This is a genomic window from Leptospira fluminis, from assembly GCF_004771275.1.
GTDB classification, from domain to species: Bacteria; Spirochaetota; Leptospiria; order Leptospirales; family Leptospiraceae; genus Leptospira_B; species Leptospira_B fluminis.
In genome coordinates, this window is record NZ_RQEV01000011.1 from 37,613 (window position 1) to 59,852 (window position 22,240).

22 protein-coding genes and 1 tRNA gene are annotated in these 22,240 nt (G+C 47.9%); 12 read left to right on the plus strand and 11 right to left on the minus strand.

Annotation, left to right across the window (positions count from 1 at the left end; all coding sequences use genetic code 11):
• The first annotated feature begins 146 nt into the window (after positions 1–146).
• Positions 147–1,991 (plus strand): OmpA family protein, encoded by a 1,845-nt coding sequence (locus EHO61_RS10250; RefSeq protein WP_135813515.1) that lies wholly within the window; start codon positions 147–149, stop codon positions 1,989–1,991.
• A 96-nt stretch (positions 1,992–2,087) separates the two neighbouring features.
• Here the strand turns inward: EHO61_RS10250 and EHO61_RS10255 are convergent, their stop codons facing one another.
• Positions 2,088–2,909, minus strand: coding sequence for a thioesterase family protein (locus EHO61_RS10255; RefSeq protein ID WP_135813516.1), 822 nt, complete (start codon positions 2,907–2,909; stop codon positions 2,088–2,090).
• A gap of 97 nt (positions 2,910–3,006) precedes the next feature.
• On the opposite strand from EHO61_RS10255, the gene EHO61_RS10260 reads away from it, so the two are divergent.
• The gene (locus EHO61_RS10260) at positions 3,007–3,609 is read left to right on the plus strand and encodes a TetR/AcrR family transcriptional regulator (RefSeq protein WP_135813517.1); all 603 of its coding nucleotides are present in this window, start codon (positions 3,007–3,009) and stop codon (positions 3,607–3,609) included.
• Here the strand turns inward: EHO61_RS10260 and EHO61_RS10265 are convergent.
• Positions 3,606–4,076 carry a MarR family winged helix-turn-helix transcriptional regulator gene (locus tag EHO61_RS10265; protein ID WP_135813518.1) on the minus strand — a complete coding sequence of 157 codons (471 nt, stop codon included), beginning with the start codon at positions 4,074–4,076 and terminating at the stop codon, positions 3,606–3,608. The two genes, EHO61_RS10260 and EHO61_RS10265, sit on opposite strands and share 4 nt — an antisense overlap.
• Positions 4,077–4,344: 268 nt before the next feature.
• Between EHO61_RS10265 and EHO61_RS10270 the strand changes: the two genes are divergently transcribed.
• From EHO61_RS10270 to EHO61_RS10280, 3 genes are all read left to right on the plus strand, one after another.
• Positions 4,345–4,536 carry a hypothetical protein gene (locus EHO61_RS10270; protein WP_135813519.1) on the plus strand — a complete coding sequence of 64 codons (192 nt, stop codon included), beginning with the start codon at positions 4,345–4,347 and terminating at the stop codon, positions 4,534–4,536.
• An 87-nt stretch (positions 4,537–4,623) separates the two neighbouring features.
• Positions 4,624–5,910 carry a UvrD-helicase domain-containing protein gene (locus EHO61_RS10275; protein WP_135813520.1) on the plus strand — a complete coding sequence of 429 codons (1,287 nt, stop codon included), beginning with the start codon at positions 4,624–4,626 and terminating at the stop codon, positions 5,908–5,910.
• A gap of 57 nt (positions 5,911–5,967) precedes the next feature.
• The gene (locus tag EHO61_RS10280; RefSeq protein WP_135813521.1) at positions 5,968–6,267 is read left to right on the plus strand and encodes a YciI family protein; all 300 of its coding nucleotides are present in this window, start codon (positions 5,968–5,970) and stop codon (positions 6,265–6,267) included.
• Positions 6,268–6,372: 105 nt separating this feature from the next.
• On the opposite strand, the gene EHO61_RS10285 is transcribed toward EHO61_RS10280, so the two are convergent.
• Together EHO61_RS10285 and EHO61_RS10290 are read right to left on the minus strand one after the other, a co-directional pair.
• Positions 6,373–7,224, minus strand: coding sequence for a metal-dependent hydrolase (locus EHO61_RS10285; protein WP_135813522.1), 852 nt, complete (start codon positions 7,222–7,224; stop codon positions 6,373–6,375).
• A 22-nt stretch (positions 7,225–7,246) separates the two neighbouring features.
• Positions 7,247–8,098, minus strand: a complete 852-nt coding sequence (locus EHO61_RS10290; RefSeq protein ID WP_135813523.1) for a metal-dependent hydrolase — start codon at positions 8,096–8,098, stop codon at positions 7,247–7,249.
• A gap of 290 nt (positions 8,099–8,388) precedes the next feature.
• Between EHO61_RS10290 and EHO61_RS10295 the strand changes: the two genes are divergently transcribed.
• Positions 8,389–8,465: transfer RNA gene (locus EHO61_RS10295), tRNA-Val, on the plus strand.
• A 53-nt stretch (positions 8,466–8,518) separates the two neighbouring features.
• Here the strand turns inward: EHO61_RS10295 and EHO61_RS10300 are convergent.
• Positions 8,519–9,412: a HEAT repeat domain-containing protein gene (locus EHO61_RS10300; RefSeq protein ID WP_135813524.1), complete on the minus strand. Its 894-nt coding sequence runs from the start codon at positions 9,410–9,412 to the stop codon at positions 8,519–8,521.
• A 72-nt stretch (positions 9,413–9,484) separates the two neighbouring features.
• Positions 9,485–10,048, minus strand: coding sequence for a polyhydroxyalkanoate synthesis regulator DNA-binding domain-containing protein (locus EHO61_RS10305; RefSeq protein ID WP_135813525.1), 564 nt, complete (start codon positions 10,046–10,048; stop codon positions 9,485–9,487).
• Positions 10,049–10,233: 185 nt separating this feature from the next.
• Here EHO61_RS10305 and EHO61_RS10310 point away from each other — a divergent pair, with 185 nt between their 5' ends.
• On the plus strand, positions 10,234–11,118 hold the full coding sequence (locus EHO61_RS10310; RefSeq protein WP_135813526.1) for a hypothetical protein: 885 nt from the start codon (positions 10,234–10,236) through the stop codon (positions 11,116–11,118).
• Positions 11,119–11,136: 18 nt separating this feature from the next.
• Here the strand turns inward: EHO61_RS10310 and EHO61_RS10315 are convergent, their stop codons facing one another.
• From EHO61_RS10315 to EHO61_RS10335, 5 genes are all read right to left on the minus strand, one after another.
• Positions 11,137–11,787 carry a DsbA family oxidoreductase gene (locus tag EHO61_RS10315; RefSeq protein WP_135813527.1) on the minus strand — a complete coding sequence of 217 codons (651 nt, stop codon included), beginning with the start codon at positions 11,785–11,787 and terminating at the stop codon, positions 11,137–11,139.
• 110 nt (positions 11,788–11,897) lie between these two features.
• Complete coding sequence (locus EHO61_RS10320) at positions 11,898–12,668, minus strand: hypothetical protein (RefSeq protein ID WP_135813528.1); 771 nt, start codon at positions 12,666–12,668, stop codon at positions 11,898–11,900.
• A gap of 71 nt (positions 12,669–12,739) precedes the next feature.
• Positions 12,740–13,255 carry a TlpA family protein disulfide reductase gene (locus EHO61_RS10325; RefSeq protein WP_135813529.1) on the minus strand — a complete coding sequence of 172 codons (516 nt, stop codon included), beginning with the start codon at positions 13,253–13,255 and terminating at the stop codon, positions 12,740–12,742.
• A gap of 19 nt (positions 13,256–13,274) precedes the next feature.
• Positions 13,275–14,174 (minus strand): decaprenyl-phosphate phosphoribosyltransferase, encoded by a 900-nt coding sequence (locus EHO61_RS10330; protein WP_135766727.1) that lies wholly within the window; start codon positions 14,172–14,174, stop codon positions 13,275–13,277.
• A gap of 355 nt (positions 14,175–14,529) precedes the next feature.
• Complete coding sequence (locus tag EHO61_RS10335) at positions 14,530–16,119, minus strand: potassium transporter TrkG (RefSeq protein WP_135813530.1); 1,590 nt, start codon at positions 16,117–16,119, stop codon at positions 14,530–14,532.
• A gap of 210 nt (positions 16,120–16,329) precedes the next feature.
• Between EHO61_RS10335 and fusA the strand changes: the two genes are divergently transcribed.
• From fusA to EHO61_RS10360, 5 genes are all read left to right on the plus strand, one after another.
• Positions 16,330–18,450: an elongation factor G gene (gene fusA / locus EHO61_RS10340; protein WP_135813531.1), complete on the plus strand. Its 2,121-nt coding sequence runs from the start codon at positions 16,330–16,332 to the stop codon at positions 18,448–18,450.
• 92 nt (positions 18,451–18,542) lie between these two features.
• Positions 18,543–19,202, plus strand: coding sequence for an LIC_10271 family cell wall hydrolase (locus EHO61_RS10345; protein WP_210415335.1), 660 nt, complete (start codon positions 18,543–18,545; stop codon positions 19,200–19,202).
• 47 nt (positions 19,203–19,249) lie between these two features.
• Positions 19,250–20,479: an amidohydrolase family protein gene (locus tag EHO61_RS10350; protein WP_135813532.1), complete on the plus strand. Its 1,230-nt coding sequence runs from the start codon at positions 19,250–19,252 to the stop codon at positions 20,477–20,479.
• Positions 20,480–20,503: 24 nt separating this feature from the next.
• The gene (locus EHO61_RS10355; RefSeq protein ID WP_135813533.1) at positions 20,504–21,562 is read left to right on the plus strand and encodes a tetratricopeptide repeat protein; all 1,059 of its coding nucleotides are present in this window, start codon (positions 20,504–20,506) and stop codon (positions 21,560–21,562) included.
• Positions 21,562–22,203 carry a Crp/Fnr family transcriptional regulator gene (locus EHO61_RS10360; protein WP_135766721.1) on the plus strand — a complete coding sequence of 214 codons (642 nt, stop codon included), beginning with the start codon at positions 21,562–21,564 and terminating at the stop codon, positions 22,201–22,203. Before EHO61_RS10355 ends, EHO61_RS10360 begins: the two co-directional genes overlap by 1 nt.
• Positions 22,204–22,240 lie beyond the last annotated feature (37 nt).

Below are 22,240 nucleotides of genomic sequence, written 5' to 3' on the forward strand. Positions count from 1 at the left end.
CTTCGGCAAAGCTAAAAGAATTAAAATGTAAGAAGACTCTGCAAAATGGAAACGGATTATCACCCAAGGGACAGATACGTCTTTACGGAAAAGAAATTCGTTTCCAACGATTCCCTGAAAAAATAACGTTCCCGAAAGACCTTCCTATGAGATTCCGCAGATGGATCCGGCTCCTACTCCTCTTCTTTTCCATCTTTTCCGGACTGAATGCCGAAGAAAAAGTTCTCGAAGGAAAATTACTCCAATTCGGAAGACTCCTTCATTCCGGAGAAGAATTCGTAACCCTCATCTCCAACGACCTCGGCCCGGAATTATCCAGGCACGAAAAGGAGACCATCCGAATCCTTTGCGAGATGAAGGGAAAGAACTGCGAACCTCTCCGCTTCGATCTTTCTCCGTTTGCGGAACAGACAGGATTGGCTCCTTGGACCCTGAAAAAAATTCCGGACTATGTCGGTCGCGGCCTCTACTCTATCAACCCGATCGTATCTCCGGATGGAAAATCCCTGTTCTGGACCGTTTTTCGGCCTCAAGGGAGGCACGGAACCCAAAGAATCTGGGTAGCGGAAAAAGACGAATTCGGAATTTGGAAGGACGGAAAGGAAATGCCTCCTCCACTAAACAACGAACTACCGACGTCGGTTCTCGCAGCGCTATCCGGCGGCAATGAACTCTTCCTGTTCGGAAGTTACGACGACGAAGAACAGAAAAGAAAATTGGAGGACGAACTGCAGGAACGGAAAAGGGAAGCGTATCGGAATATAGACAGAGATCCGGAAGTCCATTCCAAAATCGAATCTATAGAAGAGGAATACCGTAAAAAAAAGGAAGCCCTCGCCCGAAGAGTCCCCCTCTATCGGAGCTATAAAGAGAATCGAAGCTGGTCCGTACCTAAAATCATACAATTCCCCGGGTTTTACAATCAATATAGAAAAAAGACCAATCCGTCCCAGGAAGTCTTCGGAGGCTCCACTCTTTCCAGCAACGGAAAGGTCCTGATCTTTTCCGTCCAACGCGAGGATTCGGTGGGAAAACTGGATCTCTACGTCGGCTTTCGGCAGGAAGACGGAACCTATGTCTTCGGGCAAAACCTCGGCAACGGGATCAACACGGAAAAAGAAGAGATGGCTCCGTTCTTGGCTAGCGACGACCGAACCCTGTACTTTTCCAGCGACGGACATAAGGGAATTTCCGTATATGTCACGAGAAGAATCGGAGAAGGATGGGACAGGTGGACCAAACCGACGGAAGTTTCCGAAAACCTCAAAGGAGCGAATTTCTTTTCCATACCTGCAAATAGTCAATGGGCCTACCTAAGCAAGGAAGGAAAACTGTACATGGCCTATCTGCCGGAAGAGTTCCGTCCCGGAGCGGTGGTCGTAGTGGAGGGAAGGGTCAAGGACGAAAACGGAAACCCTCTCTCCGCCGAAATACATTACGAATCTCTAACAAATCTTTCCAAGTTGGGTAGCGCCAAAAGCGATCCTAAGGACGGCAGTTTCAGCATAGTACTCCCTTACGGACAGAAATACGGAATGTACGTGGAAAAGAAGGGATACCTTACCGTTTCCCGAAACTTGGACCTCACTACTTCGGAAAAAAAGGACAAGGTACTGACGGAACTCGTTCTCCCTACTATAGCTGCAGGAAGACAGGTCCAACTCGATAATATCTTCTTCGAAACGAACCGGTTCGAACTCACTAAAGATTCCGAGCCGGAACTGGATCGACTTGCCGCAATTCTAAAGGCGGATCCGAATCTCAAGATCCGGATCGAAGGTCATACCGACAACGTCGGAAAGGAAAAAGACAACCAAGTCCTATCCGAAAATCGGGCCAAAGCCGTAGCGGAATACCTACAATCCCGCCACGAAATAGATCCGACGCGACTTCAAACCGTCGGCTATGGAGATTCCACCCCGATCGCACCGAACGATACGCCCGAAAATCGCCAAAAAAACCGACGCGTGGTTTTCGTAATCTCGGAATAGCGACTCCGAAAGCGAAGACCTAAACAATCGAACTGTCGATTCCCATACGTCCGCAGGATCGCAAGCCCATCCTCGTTTTGGCCGTCTCTCTTTCGCTCAACTCTCGTCGGTCATAAAACGTTTTTTCTCTTCCTCGGAAAAACGGAACGGACGTTTGGAATGAAGGTCCATGAAGATCCCATAAAACTTGCCTCTACAAACGTGGATCTCTACCTCTCCTTCCGTACGGAAAAGATCCTGGACGAACAGAAGCCTATTCTTCTCTCCCTTTTCCACACGGGTGCGAACGGAAACCGTTTCTGGAAAAATAACGGAATCGAAATAGTCCAAAGTGGCCTTATAAATCACGGGCCCGACGCCTTTACGATTCAACTCTTTCAGATCGAAACCCGCGTTGATAAACGACTTGATCCTGGCGTCATCCAGATAGTATTGCAAGGAGGAAAGATACGGATGGTTTTCCGGACTGATGTCCGTCCAACGAAGCGGAACGGAATGCTCGAAGAATCTTCCTTCTTTTTTCAGCTCGGGAGGCTGCGGTTCCTGCCCGGGAGAAAAGACGGAAAACTTTGCAAAAGCCGCAAATACCCCGTCCGAAAACCGGTACATCTCTTGGCGGATCTCCCAATTCCCTTTCGGATCCTCCGGAAAGAACGTCAAAATCCGAACGGAATCGGGATGCTTTAATTCCGCCTTATATTCTAAAAAAACCGAGCCGAAGGCAGAGGGAAGATTCTTTGCTCGAGTAGGAAAAAGCCCCGCTTCCGCAAAAGCCGCCTCTCTTGCTTCCTCGAAATAACTTTGGTACGTGCCGTTATTCACATGACCGTTCACATCCAAATCCGCCCTGCGAACGGGCAAATCGAAGGTAAACGACTGCAAACCGAAGGTTTGAGATTGAAGTCCTAAGGTTTCCATCCGATCCTCCCGGGAGACCGATCGGTCCACCCGTCGATGCTCAGGATAAAAACAGTGGACAAATCTGTCTACTTCTTTTATACTCTGAAGGATCGATATGGACCGTAATTCTCACGGAAACCCTTCCGTCAGGGAAGATCCCTCCGCCAAGGACAGAATCCTAACCGCGGCTTTGGATCTTTTTTACGAGAAGGGATATCCGAATACCGGAATCAATGAAATCCTGGAACAGGCCGGAGCCTTTAAGAAAAGTCTGTACCGTCATTTCCCTTCCAAAAAGGACCTAGGCAAGACTTACTTGGCGACCCAGGAAAGAATCATCCTCGCCTTATTCCAAAAACTAATGGATAGAAAATCTTCTTACCCGGACTTCATCCGCTCTTGGATGCGTGTGGTAAAACGCGGAACCGAATCCACCTTCCGATTCGGATGCCCGGTCGCGAACTTTGCGAACCAGACCCACGACGAGCCTGAGCTACAGGAATTAACAGGAGAGTTTATCCGACGCTGGACGGAAGTATTCGAGACATACCTACTGAAAACGTTTCCCGACGCAAACCCGGACAAAATAATCAGGACGACGGAGTCGATTTTACTATATTACCAGGGAACCATGCAGGTATACGGAATGACCGGAGATCAGAAATATCTTCAAAAATTGGAAAGAGAACTTTTGAGATTGGAAGCGGATCTGACCTAGGACCTTTTGGGCAGCTTTAATTTTCGAACCCTTTCGATATGCTCGAATTGGGCGTTCTTTGCGTCTTCCAGGAATTGTCGGATCGCCTTCAATTCGTCCAAGGTGTACTTGGATAAATTCCGTTTCCCGACTTCTATAAACGGCCCCCAGATCGAACCGATACTGGACTCCCCTTTTTTTGTAAGTTCCAAAAGGATTCCTCTGCGATCCAAAGGATCCGGAATCCGTTTGGCGTAACCGGCCTTTTCGATCCTATCCAGAGCGGTCGTCATGGCCCCCCTAGTAAGTCCGGTGACTCTCGCGATCTCACTGGGGGAAATGGATCCGTTCCTGAAGATAATACCCAAACATTTCAGATCGGTACGGTTCAGCCCCATCACTTCCGCTGCCGTATCATCGAAGGCTTCGGAAGCATCCTGGAATAGCATAACGGCCTGACCTATCGTCTGAATGATTTCGTTCTTCATAGATTTCCGACTCGTTGCCGACCTAGGCTCCGTTCCTGAGTAAAATCCCGTCGAATCAGCAAATAGTCAAGACCTTCCATTTTTCCACAAACCCCCGTATTCTTTTTTTTTGGACCCTTCTCTGAAATCCAGCTTTTTCTTTAAAAAGAGATTGACCTTTTCCAGGTATTTCATTTTTCATATAGTTAGATTTTATTACTATTTAAAATTCAAAACACTGATTCCGACCGATCCGTTCCTAAGCCGGTCGGACAAAAGGAGAAAAATTATGGAAAATCAAGATGAGCTCAAATACCAGGAACTATTCGGAAAATGGCACGGCTGGGCCTCTCCCGTAGGCCTCGGAATCTTCTTCCTAAGCCTCGCATTATCCGTTTTGGTCCTAAGCACCGCCGTCAAGAAATTGGCGGAAGCGGGGAAAAAAGGGGTCGAAATCCGGCAGCAGCTAAAAACGGAGTAGGTGGAATCCTAGACGAACTCCGTCTAGATCTTCTTTTACGCACAAAAAACGGAACCGACGGAGTGGAAATCCCACCCGTCGGTGTGAATGGAAATAAAATACGATCGCGAACAGGAAGCAGTCTTAATGGATCCTTCCCGTTTCCTTCAAGTGATCGCTTCGGCCGGCTCCGGAAAAACCAAGACCATGGTAGGAGTAGTGGAAAGAAGCCTAGAACAAGGAATCAAGCCCGAGGAGATACTCGTGCTCAGCTTTACGAGAAAGGCGGCCGGGGAAATTAGAAATAGAATCCTACGCCGCGTCGGACATGCAAACGTCCGGGTCCACACCTTTCATTCCTTTTGCTTCCAAGCCTTGGCCCGATGGCATCCCGATTTCCGAAAGCGCATTCCGAGCATCATGCTTCCCAGGGAAAAAAACGCGTTTTTCAGGGAATGGTTCCGAAAAGATCCGCTCTTGGTCGGAGGGATCCCGTACGAATTACTGGCGGATCTACGGAACTTGCCTGAGGACTTTCCCAAGGATTGGCACGAGGAACTGCAGAGAGACTACCGTGCCTACAAGACGAGTGTGGGAAAGTTGGATTTCGACGATCTAGTACAGTTATTTCTCCGATCTTTGGAGAAACAAGAACCCTGGACGGAAATCCCCAGAACTCTCCTGAAAAAAATCCTGGTGGATGAATTCCAAGATACGAACTCGGAGCAGCTCGTTTTTCTAAGCAACCTAAGTGAAAGCTCGTCCATCGTCGTTGTAGGAGACGACGCTCAGAGTATCTACGGATTCCGAGGAGCGGATGTGAAATTGTTTTTGGATTTTCCTCGACTCTTCCGGGGAACAAGCCGGCACTTACTTGTCACAAATTACAGATCTCTACCTAAGATCGTGGAAGTATCCGACATTCCGATCCGGAAAAACCGCGGCAAAATCCCGAAAGAAGTCCGCGCCCATAGAAGAGGAAAGGCATTCGTCGGTAGGATTCTGATCAACGGAATCTCGGACCTTTTCCCGTTTTTGGAAAACGCATACCTCATCTGCGGAAAAAATTGGAAGATACTCTGTAGGTCCAACCATCGGATCCGGGAATACCTCCGCGCGGGAATTCCGGAAGACTTCCTACTGACCATTCACAGTGCCAAAGGACTGGAATTCCATACGGTCTTCGTGGATTTGGCGGACGGATGGAACGTAAAACGGACTTCTCCCCAAGAAATCCTGGAAGAGGAACGCAGGATCCTTTACGTGGCCCTATCCCGCGCAGAAGACAACCTTGCGATAGTGGGATCTCGGACAGCACACACGCGGGAAACTGCGGAGGATCTCTTTTTTTCTTATTTCGACTCTCTTCCCCTTTGGAAGAAACCGCCCCGATAGACGTCTTGTACTTTGCAGTTTCAAGTCTCCTTACGATCCTGTATTTAGGAGAAGATAATGAAATTTTTTCTGATAGAACTGCGCTATACTTCCTCTTTGGAAAAGATCGAAGCTGCGGTCGTGGAGCACCGTGCGTTTTTGCAAACCCTCTACGATAGAGGGATCCTCTTGCTTTCCGGCCCGAAGGAACCTAGGATCGGAGGAATGATTTTAGGAAAAGCGAACTCTAAAGAGGAACTCCAAAATCTTCTCCGGGAAGATCCGTTCCAAAAACAAGGATTAGCGGAAGTATCTTTTACGGAATTCCACCCGGTCAAATACCAGAAATTTTTGGAGGATTGGATCTCGACTCCGTAACCGAAAAAGATCGGAAAATCTCGTCTTACATTCCGGAAAAAAAACCGACCTCCCGACTCCTTTCGGAGCGGGAAGCGGGAAGCAATTGGATTGGATGGGTGCTACTTAAATGGTGGCCAATGCGGCGTTCGCTAAATCGTACCCGCCGGTTTGATCCGGGTGAAAACCCGGTTTAAAATATAGGAGCGCCATGGAAGCCAACGACGGATACAGAACTCTTCCTATCGGTCGGGAACCGTTGAGGTCCTGAAAATATTTTCGGATCCCCACTTTCTTGTCCGCCAAAAGGAACCAGTGCTGTAGAAAAATCGAATATCCCCAGAAGATCAAGGAAGCGATCAAAAAGCCGAAAATACGTAAAACATAACTTTTTGATATTGTCTGGAGAACGTCGTAAGCTACGGATTTGTGCTCGATCTCTTCGCAGGCATGCCAGAGCAATAAGTTTCTCATCTCTCCTTCCGCATTGTCGTACAACCTATACCTAAGCACTACTTCTCCCATACTGGCCGTATAGTGTTCCAGCCCGGCGGTTACGGACAGTTTGAGTTTCTTTCCGAATAGGAATTCCAATACCGGGACCAAAAAATCGAAAGCGGTCCATACGTAGAACTTCAACATGGCTCGGATCGGGCGACCTTGGGCTTCCAAAATCTCCAGAGCTTTTTCATGCTCCTTTCCGTGCTGGACTTCCTGGCCGATAAAAGCCTTCACACGGTTCTGCAATCCAGGATCGGTGACTTGGTCGGAAAAAGCCTTTACGCTTCTGATAAAGAAACGCTCCCCTTCCGGAAATAGTACGTGATATGCATTCACATTATGTGTGACGAAGGAATTGTTCGCCACATAATGATCGGAGATCTTGTCCAAACCGGAAAAGTCCATCTTACGGACCGTAGGCGATTGCGCGTCTATCGGTTTTAAATTTTTACCTTTAACTTTCGTTTCTAAGCTCATTGAATGTACCCGTTCGATTCGTTTATATAGTTGCGAGAGCGGCGTTCGCCAATTCGTAGCCGCCGGTTTGATCGGGATGGAAATCCCGTTTGAAATAAATTCCGAAAGACTTGGATATGTCGGTCCAAAGTAGGGAAACGTACGGACCCGCGTTCTTCATATCCGCAAAATACCGTTTCAAACCAATGTTCTTATCGGATAGGATAAACAGATGTTGGATGATTACCGCATATCCCCAAAACATAAAGGAAGCGATGATAAAACCGAAAACCCTCAATAGATAACTTTTGGATACCGTCTGGAGAACGTCGTAAGCGACGGACTTGTGCTCGATTTCTTCGCAAGCATGCCAAAGCAATAAGTTTCTCATCTCTCCTTCAGCTTGGTCGTGAAGATTGTGACGAAGGGAAATTTCTCCCATGGTTGCGGTATAATGTTCCAACCCGGCGGTTACGGACAGTTTGAGTTTCTTTCCGAATAGGAATTCCAGGATCGGCCAAAAGAAGGAATAGGCGGTTTTCACGTAGAATTTCAGGATCCGAGAGACCGGGTAACCTTTCTTTTCCAACATTTCTAGGGCTTTTTCATGCTCCTTTCCGTGCTGGACTTCCTGGCCGATAAAAGCCTTCACACGGTTCTGTAGTCCCCGATCGGTGACTTGGTCGGAAAAAGCTTTTACGCTCTTGATAAAGAAGCGCTCCCCTTCCGGAAAAATAATATGATAGGCGTTTACCGTATGCGTGACGAAGGAATTCCCGGCGATGTAATAATCGGAAAGCCGGTCTAACCCTTCGAAATCCATTTTACGTACGCTTGGAGACTTCGCGTCGATAGGTTTGATATTTCGCTTTTTAGCAGATGTTTGGACGGTCATTGGTACCTCCTCCAGTTCCCACGTCGGCTTTTGTAGCGCTTACTATAACCCTAAGACGTTTGGATTGCATGCCGATCCCGGAAAATCCTAGCCGATTCCGAAATCGACCTAGTTTAATTCTGATTTTTAACCTCAAAAACAGGGTACACCGACGGAAAATCGTCCGGTTTTCTCCAAGAATTTCTCGGGATTGATTCGGGTACGTTTTGGGTCGGGAAAAGGTGAGTGAAGAAAGGCCGAATCGAAAAGGCTTTACGATAGGAATCGGATCAAAATACTGGTCGCTACCGGGGGGATTAGCTCAGCTGGTTAGAGCGCTACCTTGACATGGTAGAGGTCACTGGTTCGATCCCAGTATCTCCCACCACCGGAAAAACTCCCTTCACAACGTATCTCGGAAATAAAAAAGAAAAACGGGACTTATTTCCCGTTTTGGTCTTGGAACATAAAACTGGTCGCTGGCATTTTAAATCCGATCACGCTAGCGAGGTCCTTTTTAATCTGCTCCCGTACGATCGGCTCATGTTCGATCAAAAGAGCTTCTCGCAAAGAAAATTCACCCGCTTTTAGATCCACTTCTCCTACTGCTACTGAAGTCCTGTACCGAACCATAGGAGATTCGTCCTTCAAAAACGCGCAAAGATCGTAAAACTTCTGATTCGCGATTCGGTTGTTGGAAACGATGGCGTTCAGGATCGCGACTTTCACGAAGGAATTTTTTTCCTTTTCCAGAGCCGAATTCAATTGAGCCAAGGATTCCTTCCGTTTCTGGTTTTTGAGACCGTCCGCAGCCGCGGCACGGATATAGAAATTGGGATGGCTTAAGCCCGTTATGATGGTATCTTCATTCTCTTTGGAATACGGCAAAAGGCCCAGATTCCTAACGACTTCCCCCACGGAAATCGTTAGGTTATAACCTTCCGCAGAGCTGAAGTTCGGAAGGTCCGACTCCTGCACGAGAGGAGACATGCGCTTGAACTCTTCCACCAGTCCGGGAGCTGCCATATCCAATTCCATTGCACCAAGTGCCTGAGCAATGGCGAATTTTAGGGAAGGAGAATTCTCTTCCGATTTAGGGACCTTCGGATTTCCCTTCAAAGCGTCCAAAAGGGGACGGACCGCCAATTTGCTTTTTACGAATTTCAGATATTCGGCGGCCTGGATTTTTTCCTCCAACGTGCCGCTTTCCAGGTTGCGGACTTGCTCGAAGAACAATCGATCCAGTTTTTCGTGAATAGGCTCCTTTGCGGAAACGGAATTGGATATGAGAAGGATAACGCAAAAGAATAGGCTGGAAAATCTAAAAGCGGACATGGTCCCCCCTTTCCCATAGAGTATCGGAGATCGGAAAGTCTATCTTGATAGATCCGAGGTAAGAAAGGGGCTTCAGATGGAATCTTTGTCCCGAACCTGCTCGGCGATCTTCCGAATTTTCTCGGAAAAGTCCTCTACCGCCAATCCATTTTCGCCCCCGTCTTCCAGTTCCCGACCGACTTTTTTGAGCTCTTCTTGGATTTGTTCCCGATTTTCACTGGCTCTGTGAGCCAAATGGGTGAGTAGATCTTCCCGGTAACTCTTTACCTCTTCTAGTTTCAATTCCCCGAGCGCCACCATGCTCTGCAAAATCTTATCCATCTTTTCCCGGGTCAGGTAGGCCAGGCCGATTCCGCCCAGAACCAAACGTCCGAATAAGGCGCTGATGTTTTTTCCCGTTTCCCGAATTAGCGCGGAAAGCATGTAGTTGGAAAATTCCTCGTTTCTCTGGCCTAGACTGACTTTTAAAAAGGTTTGGCCTAGGATTTTAGGAGTGATGTCTTGGCCGGTCATATTGTCCACGACCTTGATTTCACTTCCGGCGATGATCATCTCCGCAACGTCTTCGAGGGTGATAGTTTTGCTCGTCTCGGGGTCGTACAACCTGCGGTTTGCGTATCGTTTGAGTACTTTCATTTTGGCGTTCGCCTATTCTTTGGAAAAATCCGAGACCGATGTGAAAAGAACCGAGACCGAATCAAGGGAAGATCGTTTTTTGAATCGGAACACCTTTCTAGTTGCGGGTTTTTCGCAACGCACTAATTCTAGGATCGGGTTAAAATCCCCGAGGTCAAGGAAAAAACCCTACTTTAGAATTCGGCATGAATCTACTTTCCGACGTTTACCTTCTACGACGACTGACTTCCGAAGAAAAAGAATTTCTATTGGCCTTACTGAAGTGGAAAGGAATTTCCGTTTCGGAATGGGTGAAGTCTTCGGGATTTCCCTCCGTTTCCAAGGAAACCCTCGTATGGAAATCGGACTCTCAGCCGGAAGATTTATCCATAGTTAAAGATTGGTCCAGGGAACCCTGTCTGATCGGAAGGTTCGACCCGGAGGAAAAGAACGCATTTTTAAGAGCGGGAGCAAGTCGAATCTACGACCTCAATCTTTTTCCTTTGGAGGAAATTCCTTTCTTCCGCCCCAAGAGACCTTTGCATCCGGAAATATTATTTTTCACTCGGGACGAAACTCTATACTATAAATACAGATCGCTGCTTAGAGCAGGAGGGTCCAACGCCTACTGGTGCCGGGACGAATTCGGTCTACCGAACCTTCTGAAGGAAACCAGACCAGGACTTCTGGTACTGGATGCGGAATCTTTTTCCACTAGGGAATTGGTGGAAAAATTGAAACCTCTTTTGGGAGTTCCTTTTTTTCCTCTCAGCTTCTGCCTGATCAACTTCGGAAGGGAAAACGTTTATACGGATCTGGCAAGAGGACTAAAGGATTTATCCAAAGCGTTCTTTTCGCCCGAAGACCTTCTCCTCTTTTTACGCGATCGGTTGGCCTTATCTTCGGAAACGGAAACCTCCGGATACCAGGCGATCGTTTGGGGAGGATCTCCCCATAACATTCGGGAATACGAATTCGTCCCTATCCCTAAATTTCCTGAAAGCAACCCGGAACTCGTCGAAAACCGAAGAATACGCAGATTATTTCTTTGGCTTGGAGAAGGAGCCCAACGAGGAGATTCTTCTTTTTGACCGGCAGCGGAAACGATTTCAGTTCGATTCCGTCTTCAAACGATCGAATACCTGCAAAAACAAATCCACGGGTTGTGCGCCGGAAACTGCGTATTTTTCGTTAAAAATATAAAAGGGGACTCCGGTTACTCCCATCTGTTTTCCTTCGGTTTCTTCCGATTCGATTTCCGCGAGAAGGGCATCGTCCGATTTCACGGCGACCAATTCCGATTCAGGAACGCCGGCCTCTTTCAGACTTGCAAGAATCGCGGAATCTTCCGACAGGTTTTTTCCCTCAGAAAAGAAGTTCCTGAAAAATACCTCCGCCAATTCCGATTCTTTGCCGTATTTTTTGGCCTTTCGGATCAGTGCATGGAGCAGGAATGTGTTGGGCTGGTGGCCTTTTTCCAAATTATGAAATTCTAATCCGTCTTGTTTCGCAATTTCGGCTACTCGTTCCGTCATGGATTTTACCCTTTCCAAGGAACCGAATTTGGAGACCATATGAGCGTCACGGTCCGTCCCTTCCGGAGGTAGATCCGGATTCAATTGGAACGGTTTCCATTCTACCTGGATCTCGTCCGCAGGATGGGATTCTTTCCACTTCTCGATCGCGGATTCAAGTCTTCTTTTTCCGATGTAGCACCAGGGGCAGACTACGTCAGAGTAAATGGAAATTGCGGTTTTCAAAAAGAGCTCTCCTGTAATTCTTAGACTTACAAGACCTCTTAAAATTCCAACCTTTTTAATCCGAGTTGGCAAAATAAAGAAACGGATAGCAGAGATTTTTCCGGTACGGACTAATCTTCGTCCGAAATTTCGTCGGAATCCAACTCCTCCAACCCTCTATGAGGAAATGCTTGTTCGTAAAATAAGGCCGAAAATAGATTGAAGTCCTCGTCCTCCGGCAGATTCGCTTTTTCCCAATACTCGTTTCTTCTCTTGATCAGCACGGAAATCGTCTCGTCTTCCAGAGAGAATTCCTTGGCCCCTCGATTCAATCTTCGGATCAGCCAATTCAGATTATGAAGCGTAAAGGAACCCAAAAATTCCAGAGAAGCGAGAGAAGGCTCCCTCTTCATCAATGTTTCCGTATGATATAAGGGAATTCTTAAATAATGCGGGTCGTTTGTCTGGATGTATTGTTGGTATCCGGAGGATATCGACTCGAAAAACTGCAAAGTATTCACGTAGGAAGAGTTGATCAACTTTTCCCGTTCCGGATGCAACCGAATGATCTCCATTAGATCTATGAAACGATCTTTGTCTAGCGCCTCTCTCAGAATCGAATCCTGCGGCGCCGGCCGAGCTTCCACATCTATCAACTTTACGAAAAGATATTTGATTTCGTATGCGAATCTGGATTCCCTCGGAATATAGTATTCGATCCAGATCGGTTCCTTATAATAATGCACCAACTCTTCAGCAGGTAAATCGGGAGTGACGCTAAGCGACTTCAACTTCTTAACGTCGTCGGTGATTACCTTCTTACCGCCAACCCTCGTCCGGGAACGCTTGATTTGACGGAGTTCGCTTTTATTCAATAAAGGTTTCGGTTTGTGCGAATCCATCTTAGAATCCTATCGGATCGGAAAGCTTCCGAATCCAGTTGTCCCTTCGATTTCCGTGTTGGTCCGACCGGTCAGGGCCAGAAGATTTTCGCCCAAACCAATCTGAGGAACATTCCGAACGGGCTCATGATTCCCGACTCCGCAAAACGGACGTTGCCTCCTCCGTCCAGTATATAAAAACTGGGATATCCTCCGATTCTCCAATCCCGTAGCAACATGGGATTCCCTTGTATGACGGGAAAATCCACCCCTTTTGTTCGGATATAATCGTTTAACGCTGCTTGGTTTTCTCCCTCTTCCACGCTCAAAAAAGAGAAGCCCGTCCTATCCTTTAGTATGGAGGCATACCATTTTACGACGGGAAGATTGACCGTGCAGACCTCGCACCAAGTCGCCCAAAAATAAACGACCGTCGTTTTTCCCTGCAGCTCCGCTTTCTTACCGCTAAGGTTCCGGAATTCCATCCCGTCGAGAGAAAGAACCGGCTTGGTATCCACGGCTCTAAACCAAGCGAGGAAAAAGGTGGCCGCCAAGAGCAAGACGAGTGCTCCCCCGTATTGAAAGGCGGTCTTTGCTTTGGCATTCATCTTTCTATTAGACTCGAATCTAAAGATGAATGGGCAAACTTTGTCCCGGTCCGGAATACATGATCCAAACCACTAGCAAGAGCCAGAAAAATCCCGCAGCAAGAACCCCTGCATCCGTCAAAATGGCCTTGGTAGGATTGTGACCCATATTCTTAATATAAATGATGTAGAGAGATCGGAAAATCGCGTACACTACGATCGGAATCGTGTAAACCATCTTATCGGTACCTAGATTTTCGATCGTGGTCGGACTGGTAACGTACATTACGTAGGTCACGAGAGTCATCGTCGCAACGATTCCCATCATAAGATCCAGAAAGTTGACCGAGTATTCCTCTAGAATCTTTCTATGTCCGACCGCCCCCTCTTCTAGGATGATCAGCTCTCCCCTTCGTTTTCCGAAGCCCCAATATAAGGCCAACATAAACGTACAGAGAAGAAGCCAGGAGGAAAAACTGACCCCAACGACGACGGAACCGGCGATGGCCCTCACGACGAAGCCGATCGAAATACTCATGACGTCCAGGATCACCATGTGCTTGAGAAATCGGCTATAAACGACGTTAAAAACAAGATAGAAAGTGACTAGGTAGAAAAATTCCGGTAAAAGCTGAAAAGAAAGCAAAAGAGTACCGGAAAGTAAGATTGCGGTGAGAAGGAGAGCGACCGTGGGTGAGATAGCCCCTGATGCGAGAGGACGATGTTTTTTTTCGGGATGCAGTGCGTCTTCTTTGCGATCCAGAAAATCGTTGATCACATATTGGCAACTTGCGGTCAGTGAAAAAAGAAAAAACGCAGCGATCGCTCTCTCGACGGATTCTACTTCTCCCAGTTTTTTCCCGAAAATAATCCCGGCAAATAGGATAATGTTTTTAACCCATTGGTGAGGACGCAGAAGTTTCACGTAAGGGACTATCATTCTTTCTCCAGGGACGAATATCGTCCGTGAAGGACAAAATGCCGCCAATCGTGGATGTTTCAATTAAAATTAGGTGCGGGGGGAGAGGTCTCCCCGCCCTCTTTGGGCGGGGGCCGGTGCGGTGTTACCCCCGAAGCGTAACCCCAACGCGCATAGCATACAATCATTCGGAAGCAAAGCTTTTTTTACAAAATTCGTTGTAGGAGCTCCTGCACGGAAAATTGCAAAAAAGTCTTGTATAAATGATGTTTTTATGATATAGCGTTGGCGACATTCGCCCACGAGCCCACCGCCTCCACCCGAACCTGGGTGGGGGCCCCCGCAAAAACTCCCTAGTACATTCCTAGTCTCAGTGCTAACCGACCTGAATCTTGATTCCATCATCCTTGGAACCCAAGCTACCCAAACCGGAATGACCCGTAAACGCGATCAGCAGAGTAAACACCCCCACCCTTCCGACGTACATGATACAGGGATAAAAGAATTTTTCGAGACCGGTGATATAAGGAGTCAACCCCTTCGTGAGCCCCACGGTACCGAATGCGGACATCACTTCGAAGAAGATATCCTCTATGCCGTGTCTGTGTCCATTAGTGATCGTGATGACCAGCATAAAAAATACGATGGCTATCGTAGCCAGGAAATAAATCCGAGTAGAGATGGCTACGGAGTTTTTGGAAACTTCTTCTCCCATCACCGTTACTCTTGCTTGCGGATTGATTACGTTTCTTAGATACATCAAAAGAATCATGAAAGTGGTGATTTTGATACCGCCCGTCGCGCCCTGCGGCCCACCACCGACAAACATCAGAGAACAAAGAAGGACATAGGTAGGACTCCGAATCTCGGAAAGATCGAATGTGTTGAATCCCGCCGTCCTGGAGGAAACGGAAAGAAAGAAAGAGTTGAATATTTTGTCCCAAAATCCGAAAGGACCCAAGGTATCCGGGTTGTCCCATTCCGAAAACAGAATGCCCAAACCTCCGACATGGACTAATATTAAGGATCCATAAAGAATTACCTTCATTTGAATCCTGTTCGATTCACCGTGCAATGCCTGTCGATAAAGATTCAAACGATCTTCCGCCCAAAACGAAAGTCGGATCAAAACTAAGTACAACCAAGAAGGTTCCTTTCCTTCTTCCAGCGCTCGCGACATGAGATAGGTCTCGGTCGCCACTTCTACACGGTTCATGATTTTCCGAAAGGCTTCCAAAAGCATCTTTTCAAAAAAGATGATAACCGGAAATCCGATCCCTCCCATGACGATCAAGCCCTCGATAACCAAAAGACAGATCGGTTCCTGAGCCAAAAAAGTCACATCATCAACTATGGAAAAGCCCGCATTGTTAAATGCAGAAACGGCCGTAAACAGACTTAAGAAAAACCTGTTGGGATTTCCGGGCAAACCGCTCAGATCGGAGGGCATGGTAAGATACAGCAGCAAGGCGCCTAGTAATTCCAAAGACACGGAAATATTCGCGATGGCAAACAGGATCCGACGGACATAGTGAGCCTTCCGGGAGGACTTTTCGGATCCTTCTTCTTCTCCATCCGCAGTTTCATGCGAATCGATAGCCTCGAAAACGAATGCGGCAATCCGCGTGCTCCTTGACAAACCCCTTACGACTAGGATACCCACCAATACGGTAAACGTGATTATCCCCAACCCTCCGATCTGGATCAGAAACATCATGATGACTTGGGTGGAAAAAGCGAGCTCGCTAATGGAAACCGTCGTCAATCCGGTAACGCAGATCGCGGAAGCGGCTAGATAAAAAGAATCCGGATAACCCAGCCGCCCCGACTCGGAGGCGTAAATCATAAAAGAACCGACAAGAATTGCCGCCGCGAACCCCAGGCAAAGGATTCTCGCAACCGAAAGCAATAAAAATGCCCGGGCTATCCGATTGATGTTTCTCTTCAAAAATTTGATCGGCTGCATGAGGAAAGGGAAACCCGCTTTCGAAGGGATATTTTTTTAAAAGAAAGAACCGCGGCAATGAAAAACCGGTGGGACCGTCTCAGAAGCGAGGATTCTAATAAGAATATCTTTACAAATGAGGGGGTTCCAGAAATCTGGTAAGAATGGGGGCACCTATATTCTAGGGGACCCCGGCGTTATTATAACTCCAACTTTATCTACGAGGATCTTATGAGCACTGCCGTTGCGGATTTTAAAGCGAGTGAAAAACTCCTAAAAACTAGGAACATAGGGATTTCCGCCCACATCGACTCCGGAAAGACCACCCTGACGGAAAGGATTCTTTTCTATACGAACCGTATCCACGCCATCCACGAAGTTCGCGGTAAGGACGGAGTCGGCGCGAAAATGGACAGTATGGAACTGGAAAGAGAACGGGGGATCACGATCCAATCCGCTGCCACCTACTGCCAGTGGAAAAATCACACGATCAACATTATCGACACTCCGGGTCACGTGGACTTTACCGTAGAAGTAGAGAGATCTCTTCGGGTACTGGATTCCGCGATTCTCGTACTTTGTGGAGTTGCCGGAGTGCAATCCCAATCCATTACCGTGGATCGTCAGATGCGCCGTTATAACGTTCCCCGTGTAGCGTTCATCAATAAGCTGGACCGGACCGGGGCAAACCCTTTCCGCGTGATCGACCAGCTCCGCGAGAAATTAAAACACAATGCCGTTGCCGTACAAATCCCGATCGGTTTGGAAAACGATCTATTGGGAATCGTGGATCTGGTTACGATGAAGGCCGTCTATTTCGAAGGAAAGGACGGAATGCAAATCGTAGAAAAGGAAATTCCTGCCGAAATGCAGGAACTCGCCCAAAAGAAACGAGAAGAACTCTTGGATGCGGCCTCCATGTTCTCGGACGAGCTGACGGAGGCAATGCTGGAAGGCGAGCCTACCGTGGAGCAAATCAAAACCGCCATTCGCAACGGTACGATCGCACTGAAATTAACTCCCGTATTCATGGGCTCCGCGTTCAAAAACAAGGGAGTACAAAAACTCCTCGACGGAGTCTTGGATTACCTCGCTTCTCCTGTTGACGTAACGAACCGGGCTTTGGACGTGAATAACAACGAAGAGCAAGTCGTTCTTCCTTCGGATCCGAGCCGTCCTTTAGTTTGCTTAGCGTTCAAACTGGAAGACGGACGTTACGGACAGCTCACCTATGTCCGCGTCTACCAAGGAAAAATCCAAAAAGGTATGACGATCTACAATATGTCGAATAACAAAAAGCATAATGTGGGTCGACTCTGCCGGATGCACTCCGACGAAATGGAAGATATCGATTCTGCGGAAGCGGGAGACATCATCGCGCTCTTCGGGATCGATTGCGCCTCCGGAGATACGTTTACCGACGGAAAAATGAAAGTTTCCATGGAATCCATGTTCGTTCCGGCACCGGTGATTTCTCTCACTATCGAAGCGAAGGAATCCAAACACCTAAACAACCTTGCGAAAGCGTTGAACCGCTTTACCAAGGAGGACCCTACGTTCCAGACCCACGTCGACCAGGAATCCGGACAGACCATCATCAAAGGGATGGGAGAACTCCACTTGGAAGTTTATATCGAAAGGATGAAGAGGGAATACGGCGTCGAGCTAATCACGGGAGCGCCCCAAGTGGCTTATCGCGAAACCATTACCCAACGTGCGGATTTCGATTATACCCACAAAAAGCAAACCGGCGGTCAGGGACAATTCGGTCGCGTAGCCGGCTTCATCGAACCGATTCCTTTGGAAGAGGGAAAAGATTACGAATTCGTGAACTCCATCGTCGGAGGATCGATTCCGAGGGAATACATTTCCTCCGTGGACAAAGGATTCAAAAGTTGTCTGGATCGGGGTAGCATGATCGGCTTCCCGATTATCGGAGTAAAATTGACCATCAACGACGGTTCTTACCACGACGTGGACTCTTCCGATATGGCTTTCCAAATCGCCGGACGCTATGCGTTCCGCCAAGGCTTCTCCAAAGCCAGCCCACAGATTCTGGAACCGATTATGAGAGTGGAAGTGGACGGCCCGGCGGAATTCCAGGGTGCGATTCTCGCCTCTTTGAACCAAAGACGGGGGATGATCCTGAATACGACGGAGCAGGACGGATACTGCAAAGTGGAAGCGGAAGTGCCCTTAGCGGACATGTTCGGATATTCCACCGTAATCCGTTCCTCCACCCAAGGAAAAGCGGAGTTTTCCATGGAATTCTCCCGCTACGCCCCGGTACCACGGAACGTCGCGGAAGAATTGATGAAAAAATACAAACCCAATTCGAAAGACGAGGATTGACCTCCGATTCCGAAACTGGATTTTTCCTGAGAAAGGGAGCCGATGGCTCCCTTTTCTTTTTCTACACCTCGGATTTGGCCGATACCAAATATATGAGGATCCGTTTTCGGCAAGGGTCGATTCTGTTGCTTTGTATTTGGGCTTTCGCCTTCGACGCCCGTACTTCCCTAGCCGGAACCGTCCCTACCCGAATTCACAAGGTCCAAAACAAGGAAACCGCTTTTTCCATCGCAAAAAAACACGGATTGGATTGGAGACTTCTTTTGGAATGGAACGGCAAAAAAGAATCCGACGGATTACATACCGGCGAAGTATTAAGATTGCCTCCCGATCCGTCCAAACGTTTAGGACGGTCGTCGGCGGGAACCGAATCCACGGCGAAACAATCCCAGCCGAGATTCGGAAAACCGTTGGGAAAACTTCCTCCGATCGCTCTTCCTTTTTCCACGACGAGTCATTATCCCAATAAAGGGATTCTGTTCAAGGTCGGTAGACACAAAGAGGTTCGTCCGGTGACGGAAGGAAAAGTAGTTATGGTGGACCGTATGGAAGGATATAGGAAATATATTATTTTGGAGCATAGGGGGGGATTTTCCTCCGTTTACGCCAACCTTCGATCCGTAGCCGTAAAGGAAGGAGACGTCGTAGGCAGGAATTCCTCCATGGGCGAACTCGAATCCGGAAGGGGATTGTACTTACAGATCAACCAAGGTTCCAAGGCCTTGGATCCGATGTCCGTAATCGTTCGATGAAAAGAATTTTACGTAAAATTCCGATGCAAAGATAAGGTTTCGATCCGATGGAATGGGAGATAATAAACGCAAACGCCGTGACCCCTTCGGGAGTCGTTCAAGACGCCTCGATTCGCATAAAGGGCGGTCGAATCCAGTCTATCCGTAAAGGAAAATCCACGGATTCGATTCCTATCAGAATCAACCTGGGAGGACTTTTCGTTTATCCCGGATTGATCAACGCACATGACCACCTCTTGGGTTCCTATTTGCCGAAAGTAGGAACCAACCGGCCGTACACGAACTGGTTGCCTTGGGATAACGACTTAAAGTCCTCCGTAATTTTCGCGGAAAGACAACAACTGGAACCGGAACAACTGTATTTTTTAGGATCCTATAAGAACCTGATCAGCGGAGTTACGTCCGTGTTGGACCATGTTCCTCATTTCGTGCAGGAACCTTTCCTGGATAGGGTGCCTGTCCGTATTTTGAACCGATACTCGCTTTCCCACAGCATCTGTTCCTATTCCTTAGGTTGGGGAGAAGGCCCTACCCAGGAATACGAAAAAGCGAAACGGGAAAATCTACCGTATGTGACCCATATCGCGGAAGGATTCGACGAAGAGTCGGAAAACGCCGTCCGCACTCTGCAATCTTTGGGAGCCTTGGGAGAACATACCGTTTTAGTGCACGGACTTGCCTTCGACGAAGAAGATATCCGATCCGTCGCCAAGGCAAAGGCTCATTTCGTATGGTGCCCCGAATCCAACTTATTTACGTTCGGCAAGACGGCGGAAATCAGAGCCATACTGGAATCCGGAATCAACGTGAGCCTCGGAACAGACTCTCCGTTTTCCGGATCGTTGAATCTTTTACAGGAAATCAAAAACGCGAGATCTTTTTTCCGAGACGAATACGGCGAAGATCTGGATCCAAAAACGATCTTTCAAATGGTGACTTCTCATCCCGCAAAAGCGCTGCGAGTTTCCGAGAATTTAGGAAGTTTGGAGGAAGGAAAAATCGCCGATCTAACGGTTTTATCTTCCGACAAGACGGACGCATACGAGGCACTGTGTTCCGCGGATCTCGGATCGGTCCGATTGGTCGTCAAAGAAGGCGTTCCTCAGTACGGGGACCTGGCTTTGAAAGAATTTTTCGACGAAACCGGAGTTATCGGACGCGAAATAAGGATCTCGGAGACCGATAAATACCTTGCAGGAGATCCCCTAGGGTTGGTAGAATCGGTCACCCGGGCCCTTGGTTACAAAAAGGATTTGGCATTTTTTCCTGTCGGGTAAGATTTAGAGTGGAAGGTAACGGTCTTGGCTGGGCCCATAATCCGAAATTATAAAGGCGGCTCCATTATTTACTTCGAGAAAGATCGATCTGAGGATATTTACGTCCTCAGGAACGGTCGCGTCGTTCTCACGTACACCGCGATCGATACGGGTTACGAAGTAAAGGAAGACGTAAGGTTAGGCGAATTCTTCGGCGTAAAATCGGCCCTGGGAAAATACCCGCGGGAAGAAACCGCCCAAGTCGTCGGAGGAGCGACTGTACTCGTATTCAAATTGCACGAATTCGAGATCTTCGTGTCCGAAAAAACCCATCTCATCCTGAAAATGATGAAGGTTTTTTCAAGCCAACTCAGACAAGTTCATAAGAAGCTGCGCGAAATCCTGGGACAAGCCGAAGCGAGAAACCCGGCGTTCGAACTGATGAACGTAGCGGAAGTATTTTACAAAAACAACAATTTCGAGCACGCCGCTTATGCGTTCGGCAAATACCTGGAGCATTATTCCTCCGGTCCGTATGCCGGGAGGGCGGCGGAACTCTTGGATTTGGCCAAAAAGGGGAATCCTTATCCTATCAATATGCCGCCGCTGGTATACGAAGCGAGCGCTAGTCCCCGGATGACCCAGGAAGGTCTGCAAAACATCATGAAACTCGCGTCCGAAAAGCCGAGCATGGGTTCCGGGGTCGACAACTCGATCACTTCCTTGTATAATCGCGCGCATACTTTTTTGAATGTGGGCAAATTCGAGGATGCGATCGGCATATTCAAGGAACTCACAGGAAGGAGCGACTTCAAATACGATAGCGAAAAGAAACTTGTGGACAACGCTTTGTTTCAGATGGGCGTTTGCCTGCTCAAACTCAATAATTTGGACACCGCGAGCAACACGTTTTCCGCATATATCAAAAAGCATCCTTCCGGGGAATCCGTCAAAGAATCTCTGTTTCATTTGGCCGAAATCGCGGAAATGCAAGGGGATCGACAAAGAGCCGGTATGCTATTCGGAAAAGTCGCTCTACTTCCTCCGGAACGCGATAGCCTCTCACAAAAGGCGAGACAAAAAGCCAAGGAGCTCAGCGCTTAATGGACCTAATGCTTGAGTCGATGTTTTCCAAGTTCGGTAAGACGTACGAACCGAACCAAATCATTTTCTGCGAAAACGAACCTGGAAACGATTTTTATCTGATTCAAACGGGAAAGGTTAAGATCACCAAAACCGTCGGCAATTCCATTAAGACCCTGGATATATTGGAGCAAGGAGACATCTTCGGCGAAATGGCGATCCTGGAGGAGCAGCCGAGGAGTGCGACCGCCATCGCGATTTCGGAAGTCAAGGTTTTGAACTTTAACCGGGCCAATTTCGAACTTTTGCTGACCAAAAACCCTACTCTGGCTTTGAAGATCCTTACGATCTTCTCCGTCCGAATCTATGACGCCAAGCGTCGCCTTCTCATACTTCTTCTGGACGACATCACCGGCAAAGTGGCCGACGTATTCCTGATGCTATACGAGAAAATGCATACTCATACGGATTTTAAGGAAGTGGTCCTCAACGTCTCGGTGGAGGACGTAGCGGATTGGTGTGCTCAACCTGTGGGCGAAGTCCAAAAAGTAGTCAATCAGTTCGCCAAAAGCGGTAAAATAGAGATCTACACCGACAAAATCGTAATTCACAATATCAACGACTTCCAGAGAATAGTCTCCCAGAAGCGCAAACCGGGTTAGATCCGGCGCGCAAGATTCCCCGATCGGGGAAAAAATC